This window comes from Myxococcus guangdongensis (genome assembly GCF_024198255.1).
Taxonomy (GTDB): Bacteria; Myxococcota; Myxococcia; order Myxococcales; family Myxococcaceae; genus Myxococcus; species Myxococcus guangdongensis.
This window is the reverse complement of the sequence record NZ_JAJVKW010000002.1, coordinates 435550-460208: the sequence shown is the minus strand read 5'-3', so window position 1 is coordinate 460208 and position 24659 is coordinate 435550. Positions and strand designations below refer to the sequence as shown.

23 protein-coding genes are annotated in these 24659 nt (G+C 70.2%); 14 read left to right on the top strand and 9 right to left on the bottom strand.

The window, feature by feature from the left end:
- Positions 1-98 precede the first annotated feature (98 nt).
- Together LXT21_RS06745 and LXT21_RS06740 are read right to left on the bottom strand one after the other, a co-directional pair.
- The gene (locus LXT21_RS06745) at positions 99-365 is read right to left on the bottom strand and encodes a GlsB/YeaQ/YmgE family stress response membrane protein (RefSeq protein ID WP_141333503.1); all 267 of its coding nucleotides are present in this window, start codon (positions 363-365) and stop codon (positions 99-101) included.
- Between the two features lie 110 nt (positions 366-475).
- The gene (locus LXT21_RS06740) at positions 476-1210 is read right to left on the bottom strand and encodes a 16S rRNA (uracil(1498)-N(3))-methyltransferase (protein WP_254037262.1); all 735 of its coding nucleotides are present in this window, start codon (positions 1208-1210) and stop codon (positions 476-478) included.
- 183 nt (positions 1211-1393) lie between these two features.
- Between LXT21_RS06740 and LXT21_RS06735 the strand changes: the two genes are divergently transcribed.
- Positions 1394-2788: an adenylate/guanylate cyclase domain-containing protein gene (locus tag LXT21_RS06735; RefSeq protein WP_254037762.1), complete on the top strand. Its 1395-nt coding sequence runs from the start codon at positions 1394-1396 to the stop codon at positions 2786-2788.
- A 27-nt stretch (positions 2789-2815) separates the two neighbouring features.
- Here LXT21_RS06735 and LXT21_RS06730 read toward each other — a convergent pair whose 3' ends face one another.
- From LXT21_RS06730 to LXT21_RS06715, 4 genes are all read right to left on the bottom strand, one after another.
- Positions 2816-3331 carry a DUF962 domain-containing protein gene (locus LXT21_RS06730; RefSeq protein WP_254037261.1) on the bottom strand — a complete coding sequence of 172 codons (516 nt, stop codon included), beginning with the start codon at positions 3329-3331 and terminating at the stop codon, positions 2816-2818.
- A gap of 18 nt (positions 3332-3349) precedes the next feature.
- Positions 3350-3838 (bottom strand): Mpo1 family 2-hydroxy fatty acid dioxygenase, encoded by a 489-nt coding sequence (locus LXT21_RS06725; RefSeq protein ID WP_254037260.1) that lies wholly within the window; start codon positions 3836-3838, stop codon positions 3350-3352.
- A 128-nt stretch (positions 3839-3966) separates the two neighbouring features.
- Positions 3967-4956, bottom strand: a complete 990-nt coding sequence (locus LXT21_RS06720; RefSeq protein WP_254037259.1) for an AraC family transcriptional regulator — start codon at positions 4954-4956, stop codon at positions 3967-3969.
- A 117-nt stretch (positions 4957-5073) separates the two neighbouring features.
- On the bottom strand, positions 5074-5580 hold the full coding sequence (locus LXT21_RS06715) for a DUF1993 domain-containing protein (RefSeq protein WP_254037258.1): 507 nt from the start codon (positions 5578-5580) through the stop codon (positions 5074-5076).
- Between the two features lie 124 nt (positions 5581-5704).
- Between LXT21_RS06715 and LXT21_RS06710 the strand changes: the two genes are divergently transcribed.
- Positions 5705-6838: a metal-dependent hydrolase gene (locus LXT21_RS06710; protein ID WP_254037257.1), complete on the top strand. Its 1134-nt coding sequence runs from the start codon at positions 5705-5707 to the stop codon at positions 6836-6838.
- 213 nt (positions 6839-7051) lie between these two features.
- Here the strand turns inward: LXT21_RS06710 and LXT21_RS06705 are convergent, their stop codons facing one another.
- A complete protein-coding gene (locus LXT21_RS06705) occupies positions 7052-7918 on the bottom strand; it encodes a 50S ribosomal protein L11 methyltransferase (protein WP_254037256.1) in 867 nt (288 codons plus the stop codon).
- A 130-nt stretch (positions 7919-8048) separates the two neighbouring features.
- Between LXT21_RS06705 and LXT21_RS06700 the strand changes: the two genes are divergently transcribed.
- Positions 8049-8321 (top strand): hypothetical protein, encoded by a 273-nt coding sequence (locus tag LXT21_RS06700; RefSeq protein WP_254037255.1) that lies wholly within the window; start codon positions 8049-8051, stop codon positions 8319-8321.
- Positions 8318-9286 carry a hypothetical protein gene (locus LXT21_RS06695; RefSeq protein ID WP_254037254.1) on the top strand — a complete coding sequence of 323 codons (969 nt, stop codon included), beginning with the start codon at positions 8318-8320 and terminating at the stop codon, positions 9284-9286. Before LXT21_RS06700 ends, LXT21_RS06695 begins: the two co-directional genes overlap by 4 nt.
- 6 nt (positions 9287-9292) lie before the next feature.
- Here LXT21_RS06695 and LXT21_RS06690 read toward each other — a convergent pair whose 3' ends face one another.
- Entirely contained in the window at positions 9293-9748 is a 456-nt protein-coding gene (locus LXT21_RS06690) for a hypothetical protein (protein ID WP_254037253.1), read from the bottom strand.
- Between the two features lie 122 nt (positions 9749-9870).
- Between LXT21_RS06690 and LXT21_RS06685 the strand changes: the two genes are divergently transcribed.
- A complete protein-coding gene (locus tag LXT21_RS06685) occupies positions 9871-10440 on the top strand; it encodes an imm11 family protein (protein WP_254037761.1) in 570 nt (189 codons plus the stop codon).
- 60 nt (positions 10441-10500) lie between these two features.
- Here the strand turns inward: LXT21_RS06685 and LXT21_RS06680 are convergent, their stop codons facing one another.
- Positions 10501-13101, bottom strand: coding sequence for a M16 family metallopeptidase (locus tag LXT21_RS06680; protein WP_254037252.1), 2601 nt, complete (start codon positions 13099-13101; stop codon positions 10501-10503).
- Between the two features lie 195 nt (positions 13102-13296).
- Here LXT21_RS06680 and LXT21_RS06675 point away from each other — a divergent pair, with 195 nt between their 5' ends.
- From LXT21_RS06675 to LXT21_RS06635, 9 genes are all read left to right on the top strand, one after another.
- The gene (locus tag LXT21_RS06675; protein ID WP_254037251.1) at positions 13297-15786 is read left to right on the top strand and encodes a plectin 1 isoform 8; all 2490 of its coding nucleotides are present in this window, start codon (positions 13297-13299) and stop codon (positions 15784-15786) included.
- Positions 15787-15799: 13 nt separating this feature from the next.
- A complete protein-coding gene (gene hemW, locus LXT21_RS06670) occupies positions 15800-17005 on the top strand; it encodes a radical SAM family heme chaperone HemW (protein ID WP_254037250.1) in 1206 nt (401 codons plus the stop codon).
- 33 nt (positions 17006-17038) lie between these two features.
- On the top strand, positions 17039-17884 hold the full coding sequence (locus LXT21_RS06665) for a hypothetical protein (RefSeq protein WP_254037249.1): 846 nt from the start codon (positions 17039-17041) through the stop codon (positions 17882-17884).
- A 166-nt stretch (positions 17885-18050) separates the two neighbouring features.
- Positions 18051-19589, top strand: a complete 1539-nt coding sequence (locus LXT21_RS06660; protein WP_254037248.1) for a DUF4388 domain-containing protein — start codon at positions 18051-18053, stop codon at positions 19587-19589.
- 280 nt (positions 19590-19869) lie between these two features.
- The gene (locus LXT21_RS06655; protein WP_254037247.1) at positions 19870-20658 is read left to right on the top strand and encodes a TadE/TadG family type IV pilus assembly protein; all 789 of its coding nucleotides are present in this window, start codon (positions 19870-19872) and stop codon (positions 20656-20658) included.
- A gap of 8 nt (positions 20659-20666) precedes the next feature.
- A complete protein-coding gene (locus tag LXT21_RS06650) occupies positions 20667-22202 on the top strand; it encodes a hypothetical protein (protein WP_323394166.1) in 1536 nt (511 codons plus the stop codon).
- Positions 22203-22258: 56 nt separating this feature from the next.
- Entirely contained in the window at positions 22259-23326 is a 1068-nt protein-coding gene (locus LXT21_RS06645; protein ID WP_254037245.1) for a hypothetical protein, read from the top strand.
- A complete protein-coding gene (locus LXT21_RS06640; protein WP_254037244.1) occupies positions 23326-24177 on the top strand; it encodes a hypothetical protein in 852 nt (283 codons plus the stop codon). The genes LXT21_RS06645 and LXT21_RS06640 overlap by 1 nt, the downstream gene beginning before the upstream one ends.
- Positions 24174-24380 (top strand): hypothetical protein, encoded by a 207-nt coding sequence (locus LXT21_RS06635; RefSeq protein WP_256571356.1) that lies wholly within the window; start codon positions 24174-24176, stop codon positions 24378-24380. Before LXT21_RS06640 ends, LXT21_RS06635 begins: the two co-directional genes overlap by 4 nt.
- Positions 24381-24659 lie beyond the last annotated feature (279 nt).

Below are 24659 nucleotides of genomic sequence, written 5' to 3'. Positions count from 1 at the left end.
GAGCCCCCGAGGTCCCTCGGTCGAGGAACCGTCAGGGGCTCGTCAACGACGGGCGTCCACCTGTCCCCTGGGGGACAGCCGGTGTGGAGCGCCTCACGCTAGGCGTGGACACGGCGCCGTCCCACCGCTCCGACGATGAGCAGCACGACGATGGCACCCAGCACCGACATGATGAGACCCGAGGGTCGCAAGTCGAAGAGCCGTCCGTCCCGCGTGAAAAGGGACCCGACCAGGCCGCCCAGCAGCGAGCCGACCATGCCCAGCAGCGTGGTCGCCAAGAGGCCCATGCTCTGCTTGCCGGGGAGGATGGCGCGAGCGATGAGGCCCGCGATGAGGCCGATGATGATGAATGCGATGATCCCCATGAACCCTTCTCCTGTCTGTGGGGGCCTGGAAGGTCCCAGATAGCGCAAACGTAGGAATGACCCAGAGAAGGTGGGAACCCGTGTGGAACGGGCGCTCGACTGGCCCCTCGCTAACCAAGCTCCCCATCGAGGTGCATCATCACCGCCAGGGCGGCGAGCGCGGCCGTCTCGGTACGGAGGATGCGCGCACCCAACGTGACGGGGCGGGCGCCCTGGGCCTTCAGCGCCTCCACCTCCTCACGGGCGAGTCCGCCTTCGGGCCCCACGACGAGCGCGATGGGCGTGCCCGCGCCCGCGGCCCGGAACGCTTCACCCAACGGCACCGCGGACTCCTCCTCGTCGAGCACCAACACCACCGTGCCCTGCGCGAGCGCGCGCACGGCGTCCCCCAACGAGCGCGGCACCTCGACGCGGGGAACGTCGTCGCGACGACACTGACGCGCGGCCTCCTCGACGATTTTCGTCCACCGCTGGGTGCGCTCCTGCGCGCGCTTGGGCTCCAGCTTCACCACGCTGCGCAGCGTGTCCACGGGGAGGAACGCGGCCGCGCCCAGCTCCGTGCCCTTCTGCAGCACCCACTCCAGCTTGTCGCCCTTGGGCAGACCCTGCACCACGCTCACCGCGCGGCGAGGCGGCGCCTGTCGCGAGGCCCCCAGGCTCACGCGCACCTCTTGCGCGTCCACGCCCGTGACCTTCGCCTCGAACGCGCGGCCCTTGCCATCGAAGACCTCCAGCGCGTCGCCCTCGCCCAGGCGCAGGACATGGACGACGTAGTGGCGGCGCTCGCCGGTGAGCACGAGCGTGTCGGGGGCGGGCTCGGCGATGGGGACGAAGAGGCGGACCACGTGGGGTTCTCCAGCGGCGACGGGTGGGGGCGTGTCGGGGCGGGGACTTCAACAGCAAGCCGTGGCTCGACGCCAGGGCTCGCTGGCCTTCGCGACTTGAGGCACCATGAGCATGTCGGTGCCCCGTGGCAGGTTCCCCTGGACCTTGTGCACACGGGGCGTGGTGGACGCGCGAACGTGACGATGACGGACCAGGCGAAGGCCCTGGCTCCGCCCCGGGAAGGGAAGGAAGGGGAGCTCGCCATCATGGGCCGAGACGACGAGGGCCCCTCGCCGGGGAAGGACACCGCCGTGGCCCGCTTCGCGCTGAGCCGCGCCAACGAGGAGCTGGTGCTGGCGGAGAGCTCGCTGCGCGGCGAGCGGCGCGTGGCGTGGGTGCGACTGGCGCTGATGGCGCTCTTGTCGGTGAGCCAGGGCGGCCTCGCCCACGTCACCGGCGAGTCCCTGCCGCCGCACGACTTCCAGCGCGTGCTGGCCATCGTCCTGTACGCGGTGTTCTCCGTGCTCGCGTTGGTGGTGCTGCTGCGCCAGCGGCCTCATTTGAGGCACGCGCGGTGGTTGCCCGTCCCCACCACGGTGGCGGACACCAGCTTCTTCGCCTTCATGGGGTGGCATGCCTGGGCGCGCACGGGCCAGTTCGACGCGGGCATGTTGGGCGCGAGCATGGGCATGGTGCTGGTGTTCTCCGTGGCGCGCTTCTCGTGGCTGCACGTGCTCTTGTCCACGGCGCTGTCGTCCATGGGGTACGCCTTCGTCGCGGGCGTGTCCGGGCACGGCACGTGGTCCAGCACCAGCTTCGTCGTCTTCTGCTACGTGACGCTGGGGCTGCTCATCGCGATGACGAACGCGGAGGTGGGCAGCATGTTCCTGCGGCTGCGGCGCCGCGACGGCCTGTCACGCTTCCTGCCCAAGCCGGTGGTGGAGCGGGTGATGGCGTCGGGTGACACCTCGCTGCGGCCGGTGCAGCGCGAGGTGACCATCCTCTTCAGCGACATCCGCGACTTCACCATGCTGAGCGAGACGCTCCAGCCGCGCGAGGTGCTGGAGCTGCTCGACGAGTACTTCGGGCGCATGACACACATCGTGATGGCGCACGGGGGCATCGTGAACAAGTTCCTCGGCGACGGGATGCTCGCGTGCTGGGGCGTGCCGGACTCGAGCGAGGACCACGCGGAGCAGGCGATGCGCGCGGCGCTGGCCATGCGCGAGAAGCTGGCCGAGCTCAACGTGCTGCGCCTGCGCCGGGGACTGCCGCCGCTGCGCATCGGCATCGGCCTGCACACGGGCGTGGTGGCGGCGGGCATGCTCGGGGGCGCCGAGCAGCACGAGTACACCGTCATCGGCGACGCGGTGAACCTGGCCTCGCGAGTCGAGGGGCTCACCAAGGTGCACGGCGTGGACATCCTGGTGAGCGAGAGCACGTGGACGCGCGGCGGCGGCGACTTCGTCGGCCTGCGGCTGGGCGAGGCCCACGTGAGGGGGCGTCGGGAAGCGGTGGTGGTCCACGCGCTCCAGGGCCACGCGCTCAACGCGGACGTCGAGTCGCCCGCTCCCGTGCGCATCGCCAGCGGCACCTGAGGGACGACGACCCCCAGGCGAGGGGCTTCACACGGTCAGCGGCGCGGGGCGCGGCCCACCGGACATGACGCGCGCGTGCAGGTCGCGCTTGAGCCCCATGCCGAACAGCAACAGGGTGATGAGGTACACGGGCTCGATGAAGAACAGCTGCGGCCCGCCCAGGGACAGGCCGTGGGTCTTCTTCTCGAGCACGACGTGCGCGCCCACCACGAGCGCGAAGCGCACTACCATCACCGACACGGCGACGATGGCCACGGTGGTGCCGGGCAGGTGGCCCACGGCCAGCGCGGCGCTCAGCGTGGGGATGAGCGGCAGGCTCATGAGCAGGCCCGCCGTCCACTCCAGGCTGATGGCGTACAGCGCCACCAGGGCCACCAGCACGTGGGCGGCCGACAGCGAGAAGCCTCCCACCGAGAAGCGCACGAGGCCCAGCGGTACGAGCAGGGCGAAGATGAACATGTAAGCGCCCACGAAGTGCACGGCGCGGCTGGGGCCGTTCTCGTGCAGGGGCATCCAGGTGCGCAGCTTGTCGGCGAAGCTCATGGGACTCCGGAGGATATGTCAGGCGCGCGCCGGTGTGGCGCCCTGGGGCTGGGGCTTGATGACGTAGTCGCCGAAGAGCACGGCGACGAAGAACAGCGGGCCCACCAGCGCGTGCACCAGGTTGGTGAGGAAGGACGGGGACTTCTTCTCCCACACGGCGTGGCCCGCCAGCTGGATGAGCCAGCCGAACGCGGCGATGGCCACCACGCTCCAGGTGGGCATCAGCCGACCCAGGGGGAAGCAGGCGGCCATGAAGGCCACCACGACGAGCCCCAGCTTCACGTCCGCGCGCAGGTACCAGACCGCGGTGAGCGCCCAGGCGACCATGCCCAGCGTCAGCACACCGCCCGGCAGCACGGGCACCGTCGCCAACCTCACCCAGTCCAGCATCGCGATGATGTGCAGGACGATGACCGGAATCGCGATTTTGTGCGTCAGCCGGTTGGTGGGGTGCTGGTGCGACGAGTAGTACTCTTCGAAGAGCGCGGCGATGGGGGCCTTGAGCATGGCGTCCTCCGGACAGCGGAGCAGGGGACCTTCCAAATTAAGGGAGTCCCTGGTGCGTGTCCTTGGCGGCTCACGCCAATCTCCTGGCACGGGACGCCACGGGTCGGCTCGCCCGCACGCCCGGTGTCTCAGCCCCGCTCGGCGCCCTCGCGCCAGACGCGCGGCGTCATCCCTGTCCACCGCTTGAAGGCGCGGTCGAAGGTGCTCAGCTCGGAGTAGCCCAGGAGGAAGGCGACCTGGCTGACGCCCAGATTCACGTCGCGCAGGTACTGGTAGGCCAGCTCACGGCGCACCGCGTCGACCTCGTCCTGGAAGGAGGTGCCGTGCTCGGTGAGGCGGCGCTGCAGGGTGCGCAGGCTCAAGTGGAGTCCCCGCGCCACGTCGGTGGCCTGGGGTGAGCCCTCGCGCAGGGCTGCGCGGATGGTGTCGCGCACGGCCTGGACGAAGCCGGGCGCGTCCGGTGCGGGCGAGGGCACGGCGGCGCTCGCGGCACGCTCCAACACGGAGAGCAGCGCGGGGTCCGCGCCGAGCACGCGCAAATCCAACGTGGCCGCGTCCAGCGTGAGCGCGTTGCGGCCGCGATTGAACGTGGGCGCGACGCCGAAGTGGTCCACCAGCGGCGCGATGTCCGGCGGGGCGGGGTGCGCGAAGCCGATGGCGCGAGGCGACCACGGGCGCTCGGTGAGCTGCCGGCCGACGTGGGTGAAGAGCGCGAGCCCGTACTCGCTGGCGTGGCGTCCGTACGCGAGCGGGGCGCCCTCGATGCCATAGGCGAAGGTGCCGCCGCCGTCCGCGTCGTCGGTGAAGGACGCGCTCCAGGCGGGCTCCAGCAGGGCCATGTAGCGGGCGAGCGCGCGGAAGGTGTCGCGCAGCGTGGGCGAGGCCCGGGCGATGTACTCGACGAGGCCGTAGTTGCCTCGGGGGACGCGCTGGGCCACGTGCAGGCCGAGGAAGGCGTCCTGGGAGAGCAGCTCGGCGGCGTCGAGGAAGGCGTGCAGGGTGGTCAGCGGGAGGCTGACCTCGGGGAGCGAGCCCGCGTCGAGCGGCAGGCCGAAGCGCTCCACCAGGGGCGTGGGGTCCAGGCCCGTGGCGCGCAGGTACGCGAGCAGCGGACCCACGAGCTGCGAGCGGACCTCCGTGGGAGGTCTCGGGAGGGACTGGGAGGCAGGGGGCTCCACGCGCCGGGGACGCTAGCCTGTCCGGCGCGTCGGGCCCAAGAGGCGTTCAGCCGGGGCTCACATGGGGCCGAGGAAGTCCTTCTTGCCGATGGGCACGCCCAGGTGGCGGAGGATTCCGTAGGCGGTGGTGACGTGGAAGTAGAAGTTGGGCAGGCCGAAGGTGGTCAGGTACTCGTCGCCCTTGAAGTCGCGCTTGAGGGCGCCGGCGGTGAGCGTGACGGTGCGGTTCTCGCTGCCCGCGAAGCTCTTGGCGGGGACGGACTTGAGATAGGTGATGGTCTTGTCGATGCGCTGGCGCAGCTCGTCGAACGTGCTCTCGGTGTCGGGCATGCGCGGGGCGGGCGCGCCGCTGAGCCGCTCGGCGGTGGCCTTCGAGGTGTCGCTGGCGCGCTGGACCTGCTGCACCAGGTTGAACATGTCCGACGCGAGCCGCGCTTCGAGGACCTCCTTCGGCTCGAGGCCGTTCTCCTGCGCGTACTTCTCGCCCTGGGTGACCAGGGAGGAGAGCACCTCGAGGGAGCGGATGAAGACGGGGATGGTGGCCTCGTACATCGAAAGGGACATGGTGTGCTCCACAAGAAGGGGTGCGCGGGGGCGAGTGTTAATCCGCCTGGGGCTGCCGTGCTGGAGGAATTCGGCTGACGCGAGGTGTCGAGGTCCGCGTGGGGTGAAGTAGCCTCAGGGGAGAATGGACAATCTCGCGCACTCACTCGTCGGGGCCTGGATGGCGGAGGCGGGGCTCAAGCGATACACGCCGCTGGCCACCGCGACGCTCGTCATCGGCGCCAACCTCCCGGATGTGGACGCGGTGGTGACGTTCGCGGGCTCGGATGCCTCGCTGTACTGGCGACGCGGGTGGACGCACGGCGTGTTGATGCTGGCCATCTGGCCGTTCGTGCTCACGGGGTTGATGCTGGCGTGGGACCGCTTCGTGCGCAGGCGCCGCGAGCCGGGGCTGGAGCCCGCGCGCGCGGGACCGCTGTTCTTGTTGTCGACGCTGTCGATATTGAGTCATCCCGCGTTGGATTGGCTCAACACGTATGGCGTGCGGTTGTTGATGCCGTTCGACGGGGCGTGGTTCTACGGGGACACGTTGTTCATCATCGACCCGTGGGTGTGGTTGCTCGCGGGAGCGGCGGTCATCATGGCGGATGCGCGCACGCGCAAGTCCGCGGCGGGGTGGATGGTGTTGGGCATCGCGAGCACGGCGCTCGTGACGGTGCCCGACTTCGTGCCGTGGCCCGCGAAGGTGCTGTGGGTGGTGGGCGTGGCGGCGATCGTGTGGCTGCGATTGAAGGGGACGCAGGTGGTGTCCACGCAGCGCGTGGCCACGGTGTGCGGCGTGGGACTGGTGTTGTACCTGGGGGCCATCTTGCTGGGCTCGCAGGTGGCGGCGCCTCGCGCGAAGGCGTGGCTGGAGGGACAGGGGCAGCCGGTGGAGCGCGTCATCGCGGGGCCGGTGCCGGCGAACCCCTTCGTGCGAGACCTCATCGCGGTGGGGAAGGACCGCTATCACTTCGTGACGGCGGACTTCCTGAAGGGCGGAGAGGAGCACCTGCGCATCAACGGTCCGAGCCTGCCACGCGAGCCGAATCCCGGCCCGGTCATCCAGGCCGCGCTCGCGGCGCCGCACCTGCGCGGCTTGTCGAACTGGTTGCGCCTGCCCACGTATCAGGTGAGCGAGACGGCGCGGGGATGGCGCGTCACCATCGATGACGTGCGCTACTCGCGGATGCAGAGTGGAGGACTGGGCTCCGCGGTGGTCGAGCTGGACAAGGACCTCGAGCTCGTTCGCCCCCCTCCGAGCAACGGAGCGCATTGACGCGGGACCCGAAGCAGGCTGCGAAGGCGCGGGACGTGTCCTGACCCGGCACCGCGTCCTCTCGTCGGGTCGCAGGTCGCCACGGGGCGCCCGCACGCGTGAAGCGGAGTGGCGTCGCGAAGGGCCACCCCTGGGCTCGGAGTCGTGGGGCGCTCCATGCATCCGAAGGCTCGTGAGGGGTTGGCCTCGTTCGAGCCCTCGGAGGGAGACGCTTCAGCGCTTCAAGTCGATGCGCACCCACTCGCCCTGGGTGGCGCCGGGGAGCACGGTGAAGCCGAGGTTGCGGTAGGCGGCCTCGACGTCGGCGCGCTGGTGGGAGAGCACACCCGCGAGGACCAGTCGATCCTTGGCCTTGGGCGCGATGAGCGGCGCCAGCTCGATGAGCGTGTTGGCGAGGATGTTGGCCAGCACCAGGTCGAAGGTGCCCTCCACCGCGGTGAGTTCCTTGCCGGACACGTCGATGTCCGGGGTGCCGTTGTCGGTGAGGTTCTCCTGGGCCAGCTCCACGGAGGTGGGGTCGTTGTCGGTGGCGACGACGCGGCCCGCGCCCAGCTTCTTCGCGGCGATGGCGAGCACGCCGGTGCCGGTGCCCACGTCGAGGACGCTCGCGCCCGGGTGGTCGGTCATGTACGCGTCCACGGCGGCGAGGCACAGGGACGTGGTGGGGTGGTCACCGGTGCCGAAGGCCATCTTGGGCTCGATGACCAGGCGCACCGCGTCGGCGGGGGCGTTGGCCACGTCCCAGGGCGGGCCCACCCAGAGGCGGCCGACGTGGACGGACTTGATGAGGGACTTCCACTCGTTGCTCCAGTCCTGCTGGGGCTGCTCGTCCAGGCCGATGCGGGCGTCGGGGAAGGACTCGGCGACGCTGTCGCGAGCGGACTCGGCGGTGGGGCGGTCCTCGAAGTAGCCGATGACGATGGCCTCGCCCGCGTTGGGGGCCTTCACGCCGGGCATGGTGGGGGTTTCGCGGTCTCGTACCTCGAGGCCGAGCGCACCGGACTCGTGGAGGAGGTCCTGTACGGCCTCGGACGCTTCCTCGGGCAACTCCACGGTGAGTGACAGATAGGTCTGGGACATGCGGGCCCTTTTACCGCGCCGTGCGTAGCGTGGGAGCGCCGTGAGATACCTGTTCATCTTGTGGCCCCTGGCCTGGCTGTGTGCCTGCTCCGGCCCGGAAGCGCCCGACGCGGCGGTTTGTCGGGATGTGGTGACCCGCCTCTGCCAGACATCGGCCTGCCCCGGAGTCGCCGAGCAGCTCGACCTGGACTCCTCCTGTGAGACGACCCTGCTGGAGCGGACGGGGTGTGGCTCGGAGGACTTCGCCTTCGTATCGCCCGCGCGGGGGAGGGTGCTCGACTGCCGGGAGCCGCTCATCCGGGTGGGGACCACGACGGAGCGGGCGCCGAGCTGCGAGGACGCGACGCGCTTCCTGGTGGAGTGCCCGGACGTGGCGACGTTCTTCCGGGGGGAGCAGCCATGAAGCGGTGGGTGGCGTTGGTGTTGATGTTGGCGGTGGGGTGCACACCGCTGGACGTGGAGCGGCGCACGGAGCGAGGGCCTGTCCTGCGCACGTATCTCCAGGAGTCGCAGTTGGGGGAGCGGATGCCCTTCGCGAGCGCGGCGGTGGATTGGCCCCGGCTGTCGCTGCGGTTCTCCACGGCGGACATCTGCCGGACGGAGCAGCACGTCGAGTACACGGAGCACCTCATCAGCACGCACTCGTCACCGGGGGCGGCGGGGGCGGTGAGCTCGGGTGGGGTGCTCACTGGCATCGGTGGCTTCTTGGTGGCCGGGCGGACGTTGTTCTCGAACACGCCGGACCGGGATGGCATCGACCGTGAGGGGCACTACGGGCCATCGAGTCGCAAGGTGGCGACGACGTGGGGCGTGGTGTTGTTGTCGGTGGGCGTGCCGGCGCTGGTCGCGGGGCTCATCCAGCTCCACCGGGGAAAAGAGACCACGGAGTCGCGCAAGGCGGATGAGATGGTGGCGCTGCGTGAGGTGCCCTGTCAGCCCGAGCCGGTGGACGGGGTGGTGGAGCTGACTGGAGGCAAGAGTGAGCCGCCCGCGCCTCGTCCCACGGAGAACGGGGTGTTGGTGCTCGACGTGGAGGACGTGCGGACGCTGAGCTTCAAGGGATTGAGGCTGGATGGGGCGCGGGTGTTGTTGCAGGAGGATGACCAGGCGCGGATGGAGTTGTTCCGCACGTGCGCCGTGTTGCTGTCGGCACCGGTGGATGTGGAGGCGCTCGCGGTGGAGGCGAAGCGACAGCCGGAGAAGCTGCGCCGGAAGCGCGAGCTCGTCCGGGCATGCAACACATTGCCTGGAGCGCCCACGGGGCCGCTGCTCGACGCGCTCGACTCGGCACTGTCGATGGGCATCCGTGAAGTGCCGGAGGCGGAAGCACCACCGCCGTCACCCGTGCTCCCTGGCACCGAACTCTGACGCGACTCAGCCTGGTCGAAGGCTCCCCACGGTCTTGAGCACATTCCAGAGGCCGATGAATGGCGGTCCTGCTTCGAGCTCGACCGCCACGCGTTCACCGCTGACACACACGAGGGTCAGCTGGCTCAGCGCCAACTTTCCGCGCGGGTGCGAGCCAAGCATCGCGCTCGCGTAGCCCGTATCGACCGTCGCGTCGGCGAGTTCCGTCCAGGCGAGGCTGCGCGTGTGTTCGTCCCGATGGATGATGACCTTGTCTGTCGTTATCAGTGTCCATCGCGACTCGTTTTCGAAGTGCGCCAGGACTGGGCGTTCGTCCAAGGCGATGGGGACATGCTCCAGCATTCGCGTTCGCAAGGCATCTGGGAATCGCTCGAAGGCGCGCGTCCACTGCCCCTCGCCTCCAGTGCGCTCGAAAACCCGCAAGAGGCGGTCGACCTTCCCCTGTGGACTCAGGCTCGTCATGGCTCCACATCCTTGACCCATTCGAGGGCGCTTGTCTGAATCCGTGAGCGAGGGAAGTCTCCACTCCAGGCTCGGGTTTGAACAAGCTGCTGACGCGACACGAGTGAGACCGGGGCTACGTGATGGTGAAGCGGTACTTTCAATTGACCGACGATGTCTCAGTGCCGGGCCGCTGGGACCTGGGGCATCCCCGTGAGTCTCGAGGGCGTGAGCTGGATGACCCCTGGATGTTCAGGGAGGGGCGGCCGGTGGCGGTGCGCGGGCGGCTCTCCGTTCCCATCGAAGTGCCGGGCAGGGCGCTCGACTTCTCGCTGGCGGGTTTCAGCACGCCAGTGGTCCACGTCACCGTGGCCAACCTCTTTCAGGAGCTTGCACCTGACGAGGTGCAACTCGTCCCTGTGGATATCGAGGGGCGCCCCGACGCGTACTTCATCCTCGTGGCGACGAAGCTCATTCGCTGCATCGACGATGGCGCGACGGAAGAGGTGCTCTACTGGACCGAAGACGACCATCGTCCGGAGAAGCTGGGCCAGTATCGCGATGTTTACGGCCTGCGCATCGACTCCGCCAAGGTGGAGGATGCGAAGGTGTTCCGCACCTGGGGATGGTCCATCGCGCTCGTCGTCTCCGAGGACATCCAACGAGCACTGGCGCAGCTGAAAGCGACCGGCGTGAAGCTCACGCCGGTGTAGCGCTCGACGGGTGTCCGATGGAAGGCGAGCGCCCGTACCCAGGCGCTCGCCCACCCGACATCACGGACCGACGACGGCGAGCACGCTCTTGTCGAAGTCGATGACCTTGCGCGCCACGTCCCGGACCTGCTCCGACGTCACCGCGGCGATGTGCTCCGCGTAGTGCAGGAAGTTGTCCATGTTCAGCCCGTACAGGGTGTCCATGGCCATCATCCCCGCCCGCGCGCCGTTGCGCTGGAGCGCGATTTCATGCGTGCCGATGAGGTTCTGCTTCGCCCGCTCCAGCTCCTCCTCCGGAATCCGCTCGTCGCGCACCCGCCGCAGCTCCGCGCGGATGCCCTCCAGCGCCGCGTCCACCTTCTCGGGGCTCGTCCCCATGTACGCCGCGAAGTAGCCCGGCTCGATGCCCTCCACGCCGAAGCTGCTCACGCTGTACGCCATGGACCGCTTGTCGCGCAGCTCAACGAACAGCCGCCCGCCCTGACCCGACAACACGCCCGACAGCGCCTCCAGCGCGTGCCGCTCCGGGTCGTTGATGCGCACGCCCCGGAAGCCCATCACCAGGTGCGACTGCGCCTTGGCCAACACGCGCTTCTCCTCGCGCGAGCCCTCGAGCGCCGCCTCCTCCAGGATGCGCGGAGCCGGCGCGGCCTTGCCCCGCGACTTGCCGAAGTACTCGTTCGCCAGCGCGAGCACCTCGTCCACCTTCACGTCACCCACCACCGTCAGCACCATCTGCGACGGGTCCATGTACCGCTCGTGGTACGCGCGGAGCGCCTCGGGCCCCAGCGCCTCCACCGACTCCTTCTCACCCAGCGTCGGCATCCGGTACGGGTGCGTGCGGTACAGCGTCCGGTTGAACAGGTCGAACGCCAGCCCGGACGGCTTGTCCTCCCGCGTGAGGATGTCCTGGAGCATCAGCGAGCGCTCCCGCGCCACCTCCACCTCGGGGAACGAGGGGTGCAGCACGCTGTCCGCGAACAACCGGAACGCCGCCTCGAAGTGCCGCGAGAGGAACTCCCCGCGCAGGTTCACCGAGTTGCGTCCGCTCAAGCCCCCGATGCTGCCCGCGTAAATGTCCGCGAGCTGCGAAATCTCCTCCGCGTCCCGCGTCGGCGTGCCCCGCGTGAGGCTGCGCGCCAGCAACGTCGTCAGCCCGTTGTCCGCCGGCGTCTCGTAGCGCAATCCGCCCAGGAACGCCGCGCGCACCGCGAACAGCGGCACCGCCGGCTCCACGCGCACCACCAGCTTCGCCCCCGAGGGCAGCGTCTCCTGGATGATGTCGCTGGGACCCTTCGCCTTCGCGCCCAGCTTCAACGTGGGCTCTCCCGCCGACACCTTGCGCGCCTTGCGCTCGGGCGGCGCCGCCACGGGGCCCTTCTCCACGCGGTCCAGCACCGCGTTCACCTGCGCCTCCGTGAACTCCGTCCCGTGCGGCAACAGCGCCGTGACGATGGCCTTGTCCAGCCGCAGGTACTTCTCCGCCGCCCGCCGAACCTGTTCGGGCGTCAGCGAGCGCACGGCCTCGTAGTACCGCGCCTCCGCCTCCAGGCTGCCCATGCCGGACTGGAAGTAGCCCATCTTCCGCGCCACACCCTGCACCGTCTCGCGCTGGTAGACGGCCTCCGCCTCCAGCAGCGCCTTCGTCGTGGACAGCTCGTCCTCCGTCACCGGCGTCACGCGCATGGTGGCCAGCGCCTTGGCGGCCTCCTCCAGCGCGCGCTCGCAGTGGCCGGGCTGCAGCGTCATCGACACCGAGAACAGGCCCGGGTCCTGCGGCGTGTACGCGAAGGCGTGGATGTCGTTGACCAGGTTGTGACGGCGCTTCACCTCGCGCGTCAGCCGGGACGCCTCCCCCTGGCCCACCATCATCGCCAGCACGTCCAGCGCGGGCGTGTCCGGGTGCGCGGCCTCGGGAATCGGGAACGTCAGGTGCAGCCACGCCTCCTTGACCTCGTCCGGCCGCAAGAGCACGCGGCGGGCCGTGGGCGCGGGCTCCTCGGGGCGCTTCACCTCCCCCTCGAACGGACGGCCCCAGTCCCCGCCGAAAATCTCGTCCACCCACCCGCGCAGCTCCGCCTCGCTCAAGTCACCCGAGACGGACAGCACCATGTTCTTCGGCGTGTAATACCGGTGGTAGAACTCCAGCACCTTCTCGCGGCTGAAGCTGCGCACGCTCTCCGCCGTCCCCAGCACCGGCAGCCGGTACGGGTGGCGCTGGAAGGCCGTGGAGAACAAGTCACGCGAAGCCCGCCGGGACGGCGTGTCCTGGCTGCGCTTGATCTCCTCGCAGACGACCTCGATTTCGCGCGCCAGCTCCTCGGCGTCGAAGGCGGAGCGGCGCACCGCGTCCCCGAGGATGTCCAGGCCCGTCCGGGCGAACTGGCTGGCGATGACGATGTGGTAGACCGTCTGGTCGTAGGACGTCCAGGCGTTGATCTCCCCGCCGTGGGCCTCCACGTCCCGGGCGATTTCCCCGGGGCCGCGCCGCTCCGTGCCCTTGAAGAGCATGTGCTCGTGGAGGTGGGCCAGGCCCGCCTGGTCCGGGCGCTCGTCGGCGCTGCCGACCTTCACCCAGACCTGGAAGGCCGCGACCTTGGCGGCGTGCTGTTCCTCGAAGACGACAGTGAGCCCGTTGGGCAGCGCGTAGCGGATGGCCATATGGAAGGGTCCGAAGCTGGCACTCGCCCCCCAGGAGGGCAAGGCGAGGTGAGATGTTTCCCTCACTGGCTAACGCCCAGGCGCCCTGGCGTCGAGGGGTCCGTGGGGCCTCCCCGCGTCCGGTCGCCTGAACCGACCCTTCCCGTCACGCGTCCCTGGTAGGCCGCGCCGCCGGGCGGTAACCTGGGAGCGCCCATGCCGTCACCTCCGGAAGAGGTGGATCCGCTCGCGGACCTGCGCGACAGCCTGGACCTGGAGGACACTGGCGTCCAAGCGGCCCCCCCCGCCCCCACCGCCACTGCCCTCCCCAGGCCCCAGCCCAAGCCCCCGCCTTCGGCGCCACCGCCCGCTGCTCCGCCCCCTCTGCCCCCACGCCGTCCGGCGGCGTCCCCGGCTTTGTCGTCGGCGGGCACGGGCGCGGCCAAGGCCCCCGCGACCACGCCCGCCCCCATCGCCACCACCCCCGCCCCCGTTTCGCGGGCGGTGCGGGTGCCCGGGGATGATCCCTTCAAGGAAGCAGCCGAGCCCCGGATGCCCATGGGGGCTTCTCCGGAGGAGAAGCTCGAGTACTTCCGGGCCGTCGTCCGCCAGAAGACGGAGACCCTGGCCCGGGCGCGCACCCTGTACGCCGAGCGCGACGGGGAGGTGACCGGTCTCAAGCAGTCGCTCACCCAGGTGCGCAAGGAGGCCGCGGAGGCCAAGGCGCAGCTGGGCGTGGTGAAGGACTCGCCGGCGAAGCTGGCGCAGACCTCGGAGGCCCTGGCCGGCGCGGAGAAGCGCGCGACGGACGCCGAGGCGAAGCTCGCCACGGTGGAGGCGGAGCTGTCCGCGGTGGAGGCGGACCGCAAGGACCTGTCGCGGGCGCTCGCGGAGGTGGAGTCGGAGGTCCCCCGGCTGACGGCGGAGCTCCACGACGAGCGCGAGTCGCGGGGCGCGGTGGCCGAGGAGCTGGTGGGCGCCAAGGAGGCGCTGTCGCTGGCCCAGGACCGCGTCGCGGAGCTGGCGGCGGAGAAGTCCGAGGCGCAGGGCGCGCTGGAGGCCGTCCAGGAGCAGTACCAGCAGGTGCTCTCCGACGTGGAGCGGCTGGGCGGCGAGCTGGAGACGGCGACGGGCGAGCGCGACTCGTTCGGTCTGCGCGTGGGCCAGCTGGAGGCCGCGCTCGCCGAGGCGCAGGGCGCGCTCTCCGCGGTGGAGAGCGAGAGCGACTGGTCCAAGAGCTCGCTGGAGGAGGCGCAGGGCCGCTCGCGCACGCTGGAGGAGGAGCGCGACCAGGCGCGCCGTCAGCTCGCGGTGGTGGAGGAGGGGCTGCGCACGCTGCAGGCGCAAATCTCCGAGCTGGAGAAGGCGCTGGCCCTGAAGGACGCCGAAATCGTGGGCCTGCGCGCGGCGCTCACCGCGCGCACCACGGAGGCCTCCGAGCTGCCCGTGCTGCGGCAGGCGCTGGAGGGCCGCGCCGCCGAGGTGGCCCGGCTGAACGCGCGGCTGGAGACCGAGGCCGCGCGCGCGACGGAGCGCACCCAGGCCCTGGAAGAGGGGCTCGCGCAGGCCGGTGAGCGGGCGCAGGTGGCGGAGGGCGAGGCCGCGGCGCTCAAGGAGGCGCTGGAGGCGCTGGAGGTCGAGCAGGTCTCGCTGCGCGACCGCATGGAGGCGGACGCGGCGGCGCTGGGCGAGGCGGCGCAGCTGGCCGAGGCGAAGGTGGGCGAGGTGTCCGCGGCGCTGGACGCCGCGCACGTCGAGCGTGACGAGCTCAAGAAGCAGCTCGCCGCGGCGGAGATGAAGACCGCCACCACGGACGCCGAGCGCGTGGGGCTGGCCGCGCGGGTGACCATGCTGGAGACGGCCTCCGGGCAGCGCGAGGCGGAGCTCGTCCGGGTGCAGGGCGCGCTCGCGCAGGCGAAGGAAGAGGTGTCGCTGGAGCGCGTGCGCCGCGAGGCTGCGGAGGCGGAGCGCTCCGACGCGCAGGTGCACGCGGCGGAAGTGGAAGCCCGCGCGGACGCCTTGGCGGAGGGGCAGGGCGGCGCCGAGGCCCAGCTCGTGGAGCTGCGCGAGGAGCTGGAGGCCGCGCGCGCCGAGGCGGACAAGGCGGAGCGGCTCCAGCAGCGGCTGAAGATGCTGGAGGGCGCGCTGGAGGCGGCCAAGAACGACGCGGCCCGCGCGACCCAGGCGGCCCAGAGCGCGCAGGCCGGCAAGCAGAAGGAGGAGGCGGCGGCCCAGGCGGCGGAGACCCGCCTCAAGGACGTGGAGGTCGCGCGGCTGGAGCTGGCCTCGAGGCTCCAGGACGTGGAGGCGACGCGGGTGGAGCTGGCCTCGAAGCTCGAGGACGCAGAGGCCCGGCTCGCTCGCGCGGAGTCCTCGCAGGCGGGCAAGGCGCAGGAGTCCACCCAGGCGCGCGCCGCGTCCGAGAAGAAGCTGGAGGAGGCGAAGGCGGCGCTGTCCGCGGCCGAGACGAAGCTGCGCGCCGAGCAGCAGGCCCGCGAGGCGCTGGAGCAGAAGCTGGCCCAGGCGCCACAGGCCGCGGCGACGGGCGCTGTGCCCGCCGACTGGGAGGCCGAGCGGGAGGGCCTCAAGACGGACGCGGCCAACCTCAAGCGCAAGCTGGTGGCGGCCGAGACGGCGCTCGAGGCGGCGGCCGGCTACAAGGCGAAGATCGCCAAACTGGAAGCGCAATTGAAGGGCCGGAAGTAGAGGTTTGCCCCTCATGCCGTTCGACGCGCCAGTGGACCTGCTCACGGGGATGCCGGCGGCCCGCTTCGGGCTGTACCTGCACTTCCCCTACTGCCTCGCGAAGTGCCCGTACTGCGACTTCGCCGTGGCCGTGGCGCGCCAGGTGCCCGAGGAGCGCTACGCGAACGCGGTGCTGACGGAGCTCGACGCGCGCCTCGCCGCCTCGCCCGAGCTGCGCGACAAGCCTTTGGAGTCCATCTTCCTGGGCGGTGGTACTCCGTCACTCTGGCATCCGCGCTACGTCTCGCGCGTGCTGGAGGGCATCGCCGCGAGGCTGAAGGTGTCGCCCGGCGCGGAGGTGTCGCTGGAGGGCAACCCGGAGCGCGCGGACGCGGAGCGCTTCGAGGGCTACCGGGCCGCGGGCGTGAATCGGCTGTCCCTGGGCGTCCAGTCCTTCGAGCCCCGGACACTCAAGGCGCTGGGCCGCGCGCACGACGCGGAGCAGGTGGAGCGCGCGGTGGAGCTGGCGAGGCGCGCGCGCTTCCCGGTGGTGTCCATGGACTTCATCTATGGCGTGCACGGCCAGACGGTGGCCGAGGTGGAGCAGGACGCGCGCCGCGCGGTGGCGCTCCAGCCCGAGCACCTGTCCACGTACGCGCTGACGGTGGAGCGCGAGGTGCTGGCGGTGGACACGCCCTTGTCCAAGCAGCTCAAGCGCGGCGAGCTGGAGCTGCCCTCGGACGACGACGTGGTGACGATGGCCGCCACGGTGCGCCAGGTGTACGGCGCCGCGGGCCTCACCCGCTACGAGGTCTCCAACCACGCGCGTGAGGGCTTCAGCTCCCGGCACAACGCGCTGTACTGGACGGGCGGCGAGTACCTGGCGCTGGGCGTGGGCGCCACGGGGATGCTGCTGACGCCCGAGCCCTCGCGCTACGTCAACCTGCGCAGCCCGGAGAAGTACCTGTCCCAGGTGGAGGCGGGGCGGCTGCCCGAGGACAGCCGCGAGGCGCTGGGGGCCGAGGAGCTGTTCGCGGAGCGGCTGGCGATGGGGCTGCGGCTGGTGTCGGGCGTGGACTGGGAGGCGGTGTGTGAGCGATATGGCCAGCCGGTGGGGCCCCGACGGGCGGAGGTGGCGCGGCTGGTGGAGCACGGCTTCGCGACGCTGACGAACGGGCGACTGGCCTTGACGGAGAAGGGCGCGGACGTGCACAGCGCCGTCTGCGCGCGGCTCTTGTAGTCGAGCCAGCGCGCGAGGGATTTCGAGGAGCGTATGAGCAAGTGGCTGTTGTGGATGTTCCTGACGCTGCTGACGGGCAGCCCGCTGTTGTCGCTGGGCCTGGTCATCGTCTTCATCTTCGTGGCGGACCGCTTCACGTGGCGGCTGTTGCCCAGCCCCGTGCGCATGGTGAAGCGCTTCCAGCGCGCCGGGTACCTCGCGGGGACCATCCTCACCAACCCCCATGAGCGCCGCGCGCGCCACGAGCTGGCGGACATCCGCGTGGAGCAGAAGCGCTATGCGGAGGCCGTGGACATCCTCAAGCCCAACCTGGAGGCGGGTGACGAGGACGTGGACACCCTGTACCTGCTCGGCGTCGCGTACCTGGGCGCGGGCGACGCGCAGCGCGGCGAGCTGCTCCTGGACGAGGCGGCGAAGCTGGACGCCGGCTACCGCCAGGGCGCCATCGACCTGGAGCGAGGCCGCTTCCGGCTCAAGCGCGGCGAGGTGAAGGGCGCCATCGAGGCGCTGGAGCGCTTCTGCGCGACGCGGCTGGGCTCGGTGGAGGGCCGCTACCTGCTCGCGCGGGCCCTGGCGAAGGACGGGCGGAGCGCGGACGCGAAGCGCGCTCGGGACGCGGCGTGGAACGAGTACGTGGTCGCCCCGGGTTTCCAGCGTCGCCGTGAGCGCCGGTGGGCGTGGCTGTCCCGACCCAGCCGCCCGCTGACGTACGCGGTGCTGCTCGCGCTGGTGCTGGGCACGGGCGCGACGATGGCCCGACAGATGGGCCTGTTCACCCAGCGCACCCACCGCTACGGCGGCGGCTACGGTGAGGGCTACCACCCGGGCGAGGCCCCCTCGGCCGCCGGCTGGGAAGAAGCGGGGCCCGAAGTCGAGTAGCGCCGGGTAGCCCGAGACCCCCGGACCGCGAGTGGAGGCCGGTTCGCTCGCTGTTCGGACCTCCCGGTGAAGGGCCGGTTGTCCAGGGGATGTCTGGAGTGGCGGGACGGGCGTAGGCTTCGGGGCGCAGTCCCTCCCCCGCGTCCACATCCGAGGCCCCCGCTCCATGTTTCCCTCCCCGTCGCAGGTGCTCCGGCAGCGCGAGGGATTGCTCGCGGACACGCCCTTCCCGCTGCTGCTCCAGGCGCTGATGACGGAGGAGCGCACGTGCACGCTGGAGCTGAAGGTGCGCCAGCGCGAGAAGCGCATCCTCTTCGAGGACGGCTCGCCCGTGGCGTGCCAGTCCAACCTGCTCCACGAGACGCTGGGGAAGTACCTGGTGGAGAAGGGCAAGCTGTCGGAGGTCGACTACCAGAAGTCCCTGGCGGAGAGCGTCTCCTCGGGCATGCAGATGGGCGGGCTGCTGGTGCAGAAGGGGCTCATCAGCCCGTTCGACTTGTACAAGCAGCTCCAGGCGAACCTGGCCCACAAGCTGCTCGACTGCTTCCGGTGGGTGGACGCGAAGTACCGCCTCATCGCGGACGTGGAGACGCCCGACGCGAGCGTGCGGATGAACACCGCGCAGCTCATCCTCACGGGCGTGGAGGGCGTGATGCCCTTCGACGCGGTGGCCACCCACTTCACCTTCACCGACGAGCGTCGCTTCGGGCAGATGCCCGCCTTGGAGTCGGGCCCCAAGCTGTCGTCCAAGGACGCGCGGCTGCTCCAGCAGCTTCGCCAGCGCCCCACCTTCAACGAGCTGATGGAGCGCACGGGCTTCGACACGGAGACGGTGCTGCGGCGGCTGTACGCGCTGTGCCTCCTGGGCGTCGCGGGCTTCGTGGAGGACGTGGACGCCCGGGCCGTGGAGCTGTCCTCGCGCGCCGTGCCCGTGGCCACTCCACCCCCGGAGCCCGTGGCGCCCGAGCCCGTCGCCGCCCGGGGCCTGCCCTTCAGCGATGAGGACGTGGCCACGCGCGACGCGCTGGTGTCGGCCTTCCTCTCGCACCGGAGCAAGGACCCCTTCGCCCTGCTGGAGGTCCCCGAGGACGTGCAGCCCCTGCCGCTGCGCCGGGCCTTCCTCGCCTGGGCCGAGCGCTACTCACCCCTGCGCTTCCAGACGCCCGAGCTCAAGGACAAGGCCGAGTCCCTCCTCGCCGCCTACGCCCGCGCCTACGGCACCCTGTCCGACGCGGAGCAGAACCTGCTGTGGCGAAAGCGCCGCGCCGCCCACCGCGAGAAGGAGCGCACCGCCACCGGGCGCCCCTCCACCGCCGAGCAGTTCCGCATCCGCACAGACCTGCTCGACGCGAAGACGCAGTTCGACGAGGCCCGCCGCCGCCTCACCGACAAGCAGTACGCCGGCGCGTTCGAGTACTTCGAGTACGCCTGCGACATCGAGCCCAAGCCCCTGCACCACGCCTGGCGCGCCTGGGCCCGATACCTGATGAAGCCCGAGTCCCATGGCCGGCTGGCCCTCCAGGAGCTCCAGGAGGTGGTCCGCCAGGAGCCCGGTCTGGAGGACGGCTGGGCCCTCCTGGGCGAGGTGGCCCAGGGCGAGGGCCAGTGGGCCCTGGCCGACGAGGCCCTGCGCAAGGCCTTCAAAATCAACCCGAAGAACCGCCGCTACGTGGAGCTCATCCAGGAGATGGCCCGCCGCCGCTAGCCCCGTCCCATCCGCCCGGGAGCAGCCGTGCGAGCGGTGCATGGATGTCTCTTCGCGTCACCCGCTTTTCCAGGCGCTGAGAGTTTTCCCGGGACCCATCGGTCATCTGGCCGAACGGCTCTTTCGCGCACGGCATTTTCACCTAAGGAGAGGGATGCTCGGAGCGGGGAAAGAGGCTCGCAACAACGGGCCTCCCATTCGCGAGATCTCAAGGTCCGTGCAACCCTGTTGTCGTCTGGCGGCAGCCCCCGGTGGGGTGCCGCTCCTGAAGCGAGGCTGGATGCGTTCCGTCCCCACAAGGGCCCAATCAGGCCAGGCCGCGGTGGAGTCCGCCATCGTCCTGCCGCTGTTCGTGTTCCTCATCCTGGGCACGTTGCAGCTGGGGCTGATGCACCAGGCGCGCCTGCTGGCGAAGTACGCCGCGTACAAGGCCGTGCGCGCGGGCTCGCTGCACAACGCCAAGGTGGAGACCATGGAGGCCGCGGCCCTCGCGGTGCTCCTGCCCATCCTCAGCACCCGCACCTCGGGTGAGGGCGGCATCGAGGTCGTCAAGCCCGTCGGCACCGCCCAGGAGTTCCAGACCAAGTTCGAGGAGCTGAAGAACAACCAGATGCCCGGGGCGAACCTCAAGTACGCGGAGGTCACCATCTGCGGCCCCACGCAGGAGGAGGTCTCCGGCGGCGGCGAGTTCGACTTCGACGACCCGGACAACATCCACCCGAGGAGCTGGCGGGAGAACCACCGCACCAAGCTGCGCATCCAGCTGACGCTCAACTTCCGGCTGGTGGTGCCCTTCGCGGACTGGGTCATCTACAAGGCCGCGCGCGGCCGCGAGGTGCCCATGCTGATGCGCATGGGGAAGATCAAGGCGGAGGAGCAGTCCAAGACCTCCACCCGCCGCTTCGGAGGCGCCGCCACGGGCGAGGGCCCCTACGAGAGCGCCGCCTCCCAGGGCGTCTACATCATGCCCATCCGCACCACGTACACCATGCGGATGCAGTCCAACCTGTACCTGGGCGCCAACGCCCTGCCCGCGAGCAACGCATGCCTCTTCCCGTTCTCCTACTGAGCCGGCCTTTGCGTCGCCGCCAGCGCGGGCAGGCCATCGTCCTGGGCTCGCTGTCGTTCCTCGTCCTGGCGCTGATGGTGACGCTCAGCTTCAACCTGAGCCACGCGCTGCGCCGCAAGATGTCCCTGCAGCAGCACAGCGACACGCTGTCGTTCTCCATGGCGGTGCTGGAGGCGCGCGCGCTCAACTACTACGCGGTCAGCAACCGGGCCATCGCCAGCTCCTACGTGGCGATGAACAGCCTGCACGCGTACATGTCCGCCGCCAGCCTCACCGGGCAGATGATGCGCGCGTCGTCGAACAACTTCATGCAGATCGCCATGATTGAGTTCGGCCTGTGCGTCGCGTGCGAGTTCATGTGCGACCACTGCGAGCACATGGCGGAGGCGTTCAAGATCTCCGGCGACTTCCGCGACGCGGGCAAGGACTACGACGACAAGGTGGAGGCCTTCGAGTCCAACTTCCGGCAGGCCATGGAGGCCCTGGACCTGATGGCGGACAACATGCACACCGCCCAGCGTGAGGTCCACGACAAGACGCTCCAGGCCGTCAAGGACGGCAGGAGCCACGGCCTGGGACAGCTGCGCGACTACACCGCGCCCCTCGCCAGCGACTTGGTCTCCGCGGTGGGCTCCATCAACGCCAACGAGTTCAACTGCGCGGTGGACGGCATGGAGTGCCAGGGCAGCGAGAGCAACACCTCGCCCGAGGCCCGAGCGCGGGTGATGACCGAGATTGCCAACGCCACGCGCGCGGGGTGGTCCGCCAACCGCGACAGCCCGGGCGGCGGCGTGTCCGCCAACCTGCCCAAGTACCTCAACTCGCAGTTCTTCGATGAGCTGGACGAGATTCCGGACAACGAGGCGACGAAGCTCATCTCCGGCACCAAGGGCACCGCGAAGACGGTGAAGAGCAAGGGGCAGCTCACCCAGGGCGGCCAGTCCGGTGGCAACGACGGCACCATGGTGGCCGCGTCGGACGAGGGCAACATCTTCCACCGTTGGGAGCACGGCGTGGGCACCAGCAACTTCAAGTCGGAGGTCTGGAGCGACGACGGCGGCGGTGGCCACGTGAACAACGGCGCGCACTCGGGACAGCACCGCTTCGAGGGCGTCAACACGCGCGCGCTCACCGGCTGCGCGGGCTCCGGCAACTGCTTCATGAAGTTCCGCGCCAACCCGGACCCGGACCGGGACTGGGGTCAGCCGCGCGTGTACAGCTACGTGTCCATGCCCTTCCGCGTGGGCAACACGCGTCAGGCGCCGTGGGAGCTCAACGCATCGGCGCAGGTGCGCCTCACCCACGGACAGCAGGGCCAGGGCAGCCTCACCGTGGCGGCGACCGAGGGCATGGCCATGTCCAAGTCCCTGGTCTACTACCACCGCTTCGGTGAAGACGGCTGGAAGGAGGCGCCCAACCTCTTCGCGCCGTACTGGCGCGCCAAGCTGCACCCCTTCACGCAAGGGGACGCGCAGCAGGTGCTGGAGGCGGCGGGCAACTCGGACGCGGCGCAGATGTCCCAGGTGGACGGGGTGGCCCTGTGAAGACTTATGGACAACGCGCACGGCGTGGCGCGGCCGCCGTGGAGACGGCGCTGTGCATGTTGGTCATCATCCCCGTGTTCATGTACGCGCTCTTCGTGGATGACCTGCTGAGGCACACGCTCGACTCGCAGGAGACGGCGCTGTCGACCATCTGGGATTACGCCGTCCAGGACTACCCGACGAAGCCCGAGGACCCTCCACCCGATGGGGAGGAGGAGCCCTTCTACGGCTTCAGCGGCGCGCAGTACTACGCGCGGCTGCAGTACTGCGACCACGAGTCGGGCCTGGACAGCTTCGGCCCCGGCAAGGGCCCCGAGTGCGAGAACGACGAGGGCCACCACGCCGAAGTCACGGCGCACGCGTGCTGGCTCAACCCGGGCGCGCAGCAGGTGGAGTGCACGCTGAACCGGGCGGACCCGAACGGTGGGGGCGGCGGTGGGCCCGCGGGCGCGTACAACGTGACGCTGCACCAGGCGTACATGGATGACTTCGGCAAGGGCGGCGTCATCCGCTGCTCGGCGCGGCTGGGCGTGCAGAACTACCTGTTGCCGCGCACCTTCCTCCAGGACTTCAGCCAGGTGAACCTGGCGCGGCAGACGAAGAAGAAGAGCGACGGCATCCACAGCAACGCGCAGGGCGGCGACTTGCAGGACGACCCGCGCGGCCTGGCGGGTGATGTCTATCTGCTGCCCTGGGAGCGCATCGCCATCGTGACGGACACGTGGGCGCTGACCAAGGAGGCCCGCTACGAGCCGGGCACCGAGGACGGCGACCAGGAGAACCTCTACGCGCGCGTGTCGCAGATCTACACGAGCGGGGACAACCCGGCCTACGAGCAGATGTCCTCGGCCGCGGAGGCGTTCGTCAACGAGGCCACGCAAGAGGTGCTCAGCAGCGACATCAAGCTGGATGACATGCCGCCGGGGGATGACCCGCGCGAGGCGAGCCTCTCCATCGTCCCGTTCCCGTCGAGTGGCGGGCCGACGCAGCAGATGAGCCAGAACGGCAGCAGCGCCACGTACTTCAACAGCGAGTGGAAGGACTGGGACCGCAACAACAACGAGAAGACGCACAACGCGCGAGGGAACAACTACCTGGGCTGCCCCCAGGCGGAGCGGTGCTGATGTCGAAAGCGTCGAGCCTGGTCATCCGCGTGCCCGCGCTGCTGTTCTCCGTGGCGGTGGTGGGCTCGTTGATCGGCTTCGCCTGGGAGGGGGCGGTCTACGGGCGGCGGGACGTGTCCGAGGAGTGGTCTCCTCCGCCCTCGTTGGATGACGCGCCTCCGACGAAGGCGCCGGGGCGCTCGCCCGGGGAGGAGGCGGCGCTGAAGCGGGCGCTGGTGCACTTCCCGGCGTATCCGCGCGCCAGCCGCGCGGAGCTGCTCGCGGTGGACTACCTGGGGCCGGACGTGCCCATCGCGGTGGCCTGGTTCACGACGCAGGACACGCCGGAGCAGGTGTTGGAGCACTACCGCAAGGTGCTGCTCGACAACGGGTTGCCGGTGCTCGGTGAGCGGCACGGGGTGAACGGCGGTTGGGTGGGGTACTGGAGCCCGGCCACGGAGGAGATGCGGTTGGTGTCGGTGCTGGCGCAGGGCGGGGAGACCTTGGGCTTCGTGTCGGCGGGGCAGGTGGCGCCGCTGCTCAAGCGGGCCTCGAAGGTGCCGCAGTGGATGCCGCTGCCGCCGGAGCTGAGCGAGCCGGTGACGCTGTCCTTCGACATGGAGGGCGCGGCGCACCACGTGGTGTCGGGCAGGATGCCGGGGGACTCGCCCGCGGTGGTGGGGGAGAAGTACCGGGCGCTGTTGAAGGAGAAGGGCTGGGAGCTGGGGGCGGTGGAGCCGATGGATGCGGGCGGTATCGGGTTCGAGGTGATGCGGGGGACGACGATGGGTCGCGCCACGCTGCGCCTGAAGCTGCCCGAGCCGGGCGTGGAGCTCCAGCTGTCGCTGCTGCAGCGGGGGGGTGTGCCATGAGTGAAGGGAAGGAGGCCGTGGTGGAGAAGTCGGTGAGGAAGCTTTCGCGTGCGCGCGGCCAATCGATGGTGGAGTACGCCGTCGTCACCGCGGCGTTGATGGGCTTCACCGTGATGGGGTGGCCGTTCCTCGTGCAGCTGCTGAACGCGCTGCACCGGTACTTCAACTCCATCTACTACGTCATCCAGTCGCCCATCCCGTAAGGGCGCTGGCGCGGTACCCGCGGCCCGGTGACGAGTCGCGCGCTCCTGGCGCGCTGGATTCGGCCGGGCGGTTTCGATTCCTGTCTGAGGGGCTTCGTTCGCGCGCGAGGGTGCCGCCTGCCTGGAGGGCAGACGGGAAACCCTTACGTGTTTTCCGAAAGACAGTCTTCGTACTGCCCTTGCGGGCAATGAAATGTCACTGCCGCGTCGTCATGTCGTGGATTTCCCTGAGGCGAATGCCTGTATTTGTTTGATGGCGATGCGGGCAGGCAGGCGGGG

Bases quoted from the DNA above. Each gene is read 5' to 3' on its own strand.
- LXT21_RS06680 (WP_254037252.1), bottom strand. From the start codon at position 13,101: ATGGCCATCCGCTACGCGCTGCCCAACGGGCTCACTGTCGTCTTCGAG.
- LXT21_RS06715 (WP_254037258.1), bottom strand. From the start codon at position 5,580: ATGTCCCTTTCGATGTACGAGGCCACCATCCCCGTCTTCATCCGCTCC.
- hemW (WP_254037250.1), top strand. From the start codon at position 15,800: ATGCCGTTCGACGCGCCAGTGGACCTGCTCACGGGGATGCCGGCGGCC.
- LXT21_RS06745 (WP_141333503.1), bottom strand. From the start codon at position 365: ATGGGGATCATCGCATTCATCATCATCGGCCTCATCGCGGGCCTCATC.
- LXT21_RS06645 (WP_254037245.1), top strand. From the start codon at position 22,259: ATGTTGGTCATCATCCCCGTGTTCATGTACGCGCTCTTCGTGGATGAC.
- LXT21_RS06655 (WP_254037247.1), top strand. From the start codon at position 19,870: ATGCGTTCCGTCCCCACAAGGGCCCAATCAGGCCAGGCCGCGGTGGAG.
- LXT21_RS06640 (WP_254037244.1), top strand. From the start codon at position 23,326: ATGTCGAAAGCGTCGAGCCTGGTCATCCGCGTGCCCGCGCTGCTGTTC.
- LXT21_RS06635 (WP_256571356.1), top strand. From the start codon at position 24,174: ATGAGTGAAGGGAAGGAGGCCGTGGTGGAGAAGTCGGTGAGGAAGCTT.
- LXT21_RS06735 (WP_254037762.1), top strand. From the start codon at position 1,394: ATGACGGACCAGGCGAAGGCCCTGGCTCCGCCCCGGGAAGGGAAGGAA.
- LXT21_RS06695 (WP_254037254.1), top strand. From the start codon at position 8,318: ATGAAGCGGTGGGTGGCGTTGGTGTTGATGTTGGCGGTGGGGTGCACA.
- LXT21_RS06710 (WP_254037257.1), top strand. From the start codon at position 5,705: ATGGACAATCTCGCGCACTCACTCGTCGGGGCCTGGATGGCGGAGGCG.
- LXT21_RS06725 (WP_254037260.1), bottom strand. From the start codon at position 3,838: ATGCTCAAGGCCCCCATCGCCGCGCTCTTCGAAGAGTACTACTCGTCG.
- LXT21_RS06660 (WP_254037248.1), top strand. From the start codon at position 18,051: ATGTTTCCCTCCCCGTCGCAGGTGCTCCGGCAGCGCGAGGGATTGCTC.
- LXT21_RS06690 (WP_254037253.1), bottom strand. From the start codon at position 9,748: ATGACGAGCCTGAGTCCACAGGGGAAGGTCGACCGCCTCTTGCGGGTT.
- LXT21_RS06705 (WP_254037256.1), bottom strand. From the start codon at position 7,918: ATGTCCCAGACCTATCTGTCACTCACCGTGGAGTTGCCCGAGGAAGCG.
- LXT21_RS06730 (WP_254037261.1), bottom strand. From the start codon at position 3,331: ATGAGCTTCGCCGACAAGCTGCGCACCTGGATGCCCCTGCACGAGAAC.
- LXT21_RS06685 (WP_254037761.1), top strand. From the start codon at position 9,871: ATGGTGAAGCGGTACTTTCAATTGACCGACGATGTCTCAGTGCCGGGC.
- LXT21_RS06675 (WP_254037251.1), top strand. From the start codon at position 13,297: ATGCCGTCACCTCCGGAAGAGGTGGATCCGCTCGCGGACCTGCGCGAC.
- LXT21_RS06665 (WP_254037249.1), top strand. From the start codon at position 17,039: ATGAGCAAGTGGCTGTTGTGGATGTTCCTGACGCTGCTGACGGGCAGC.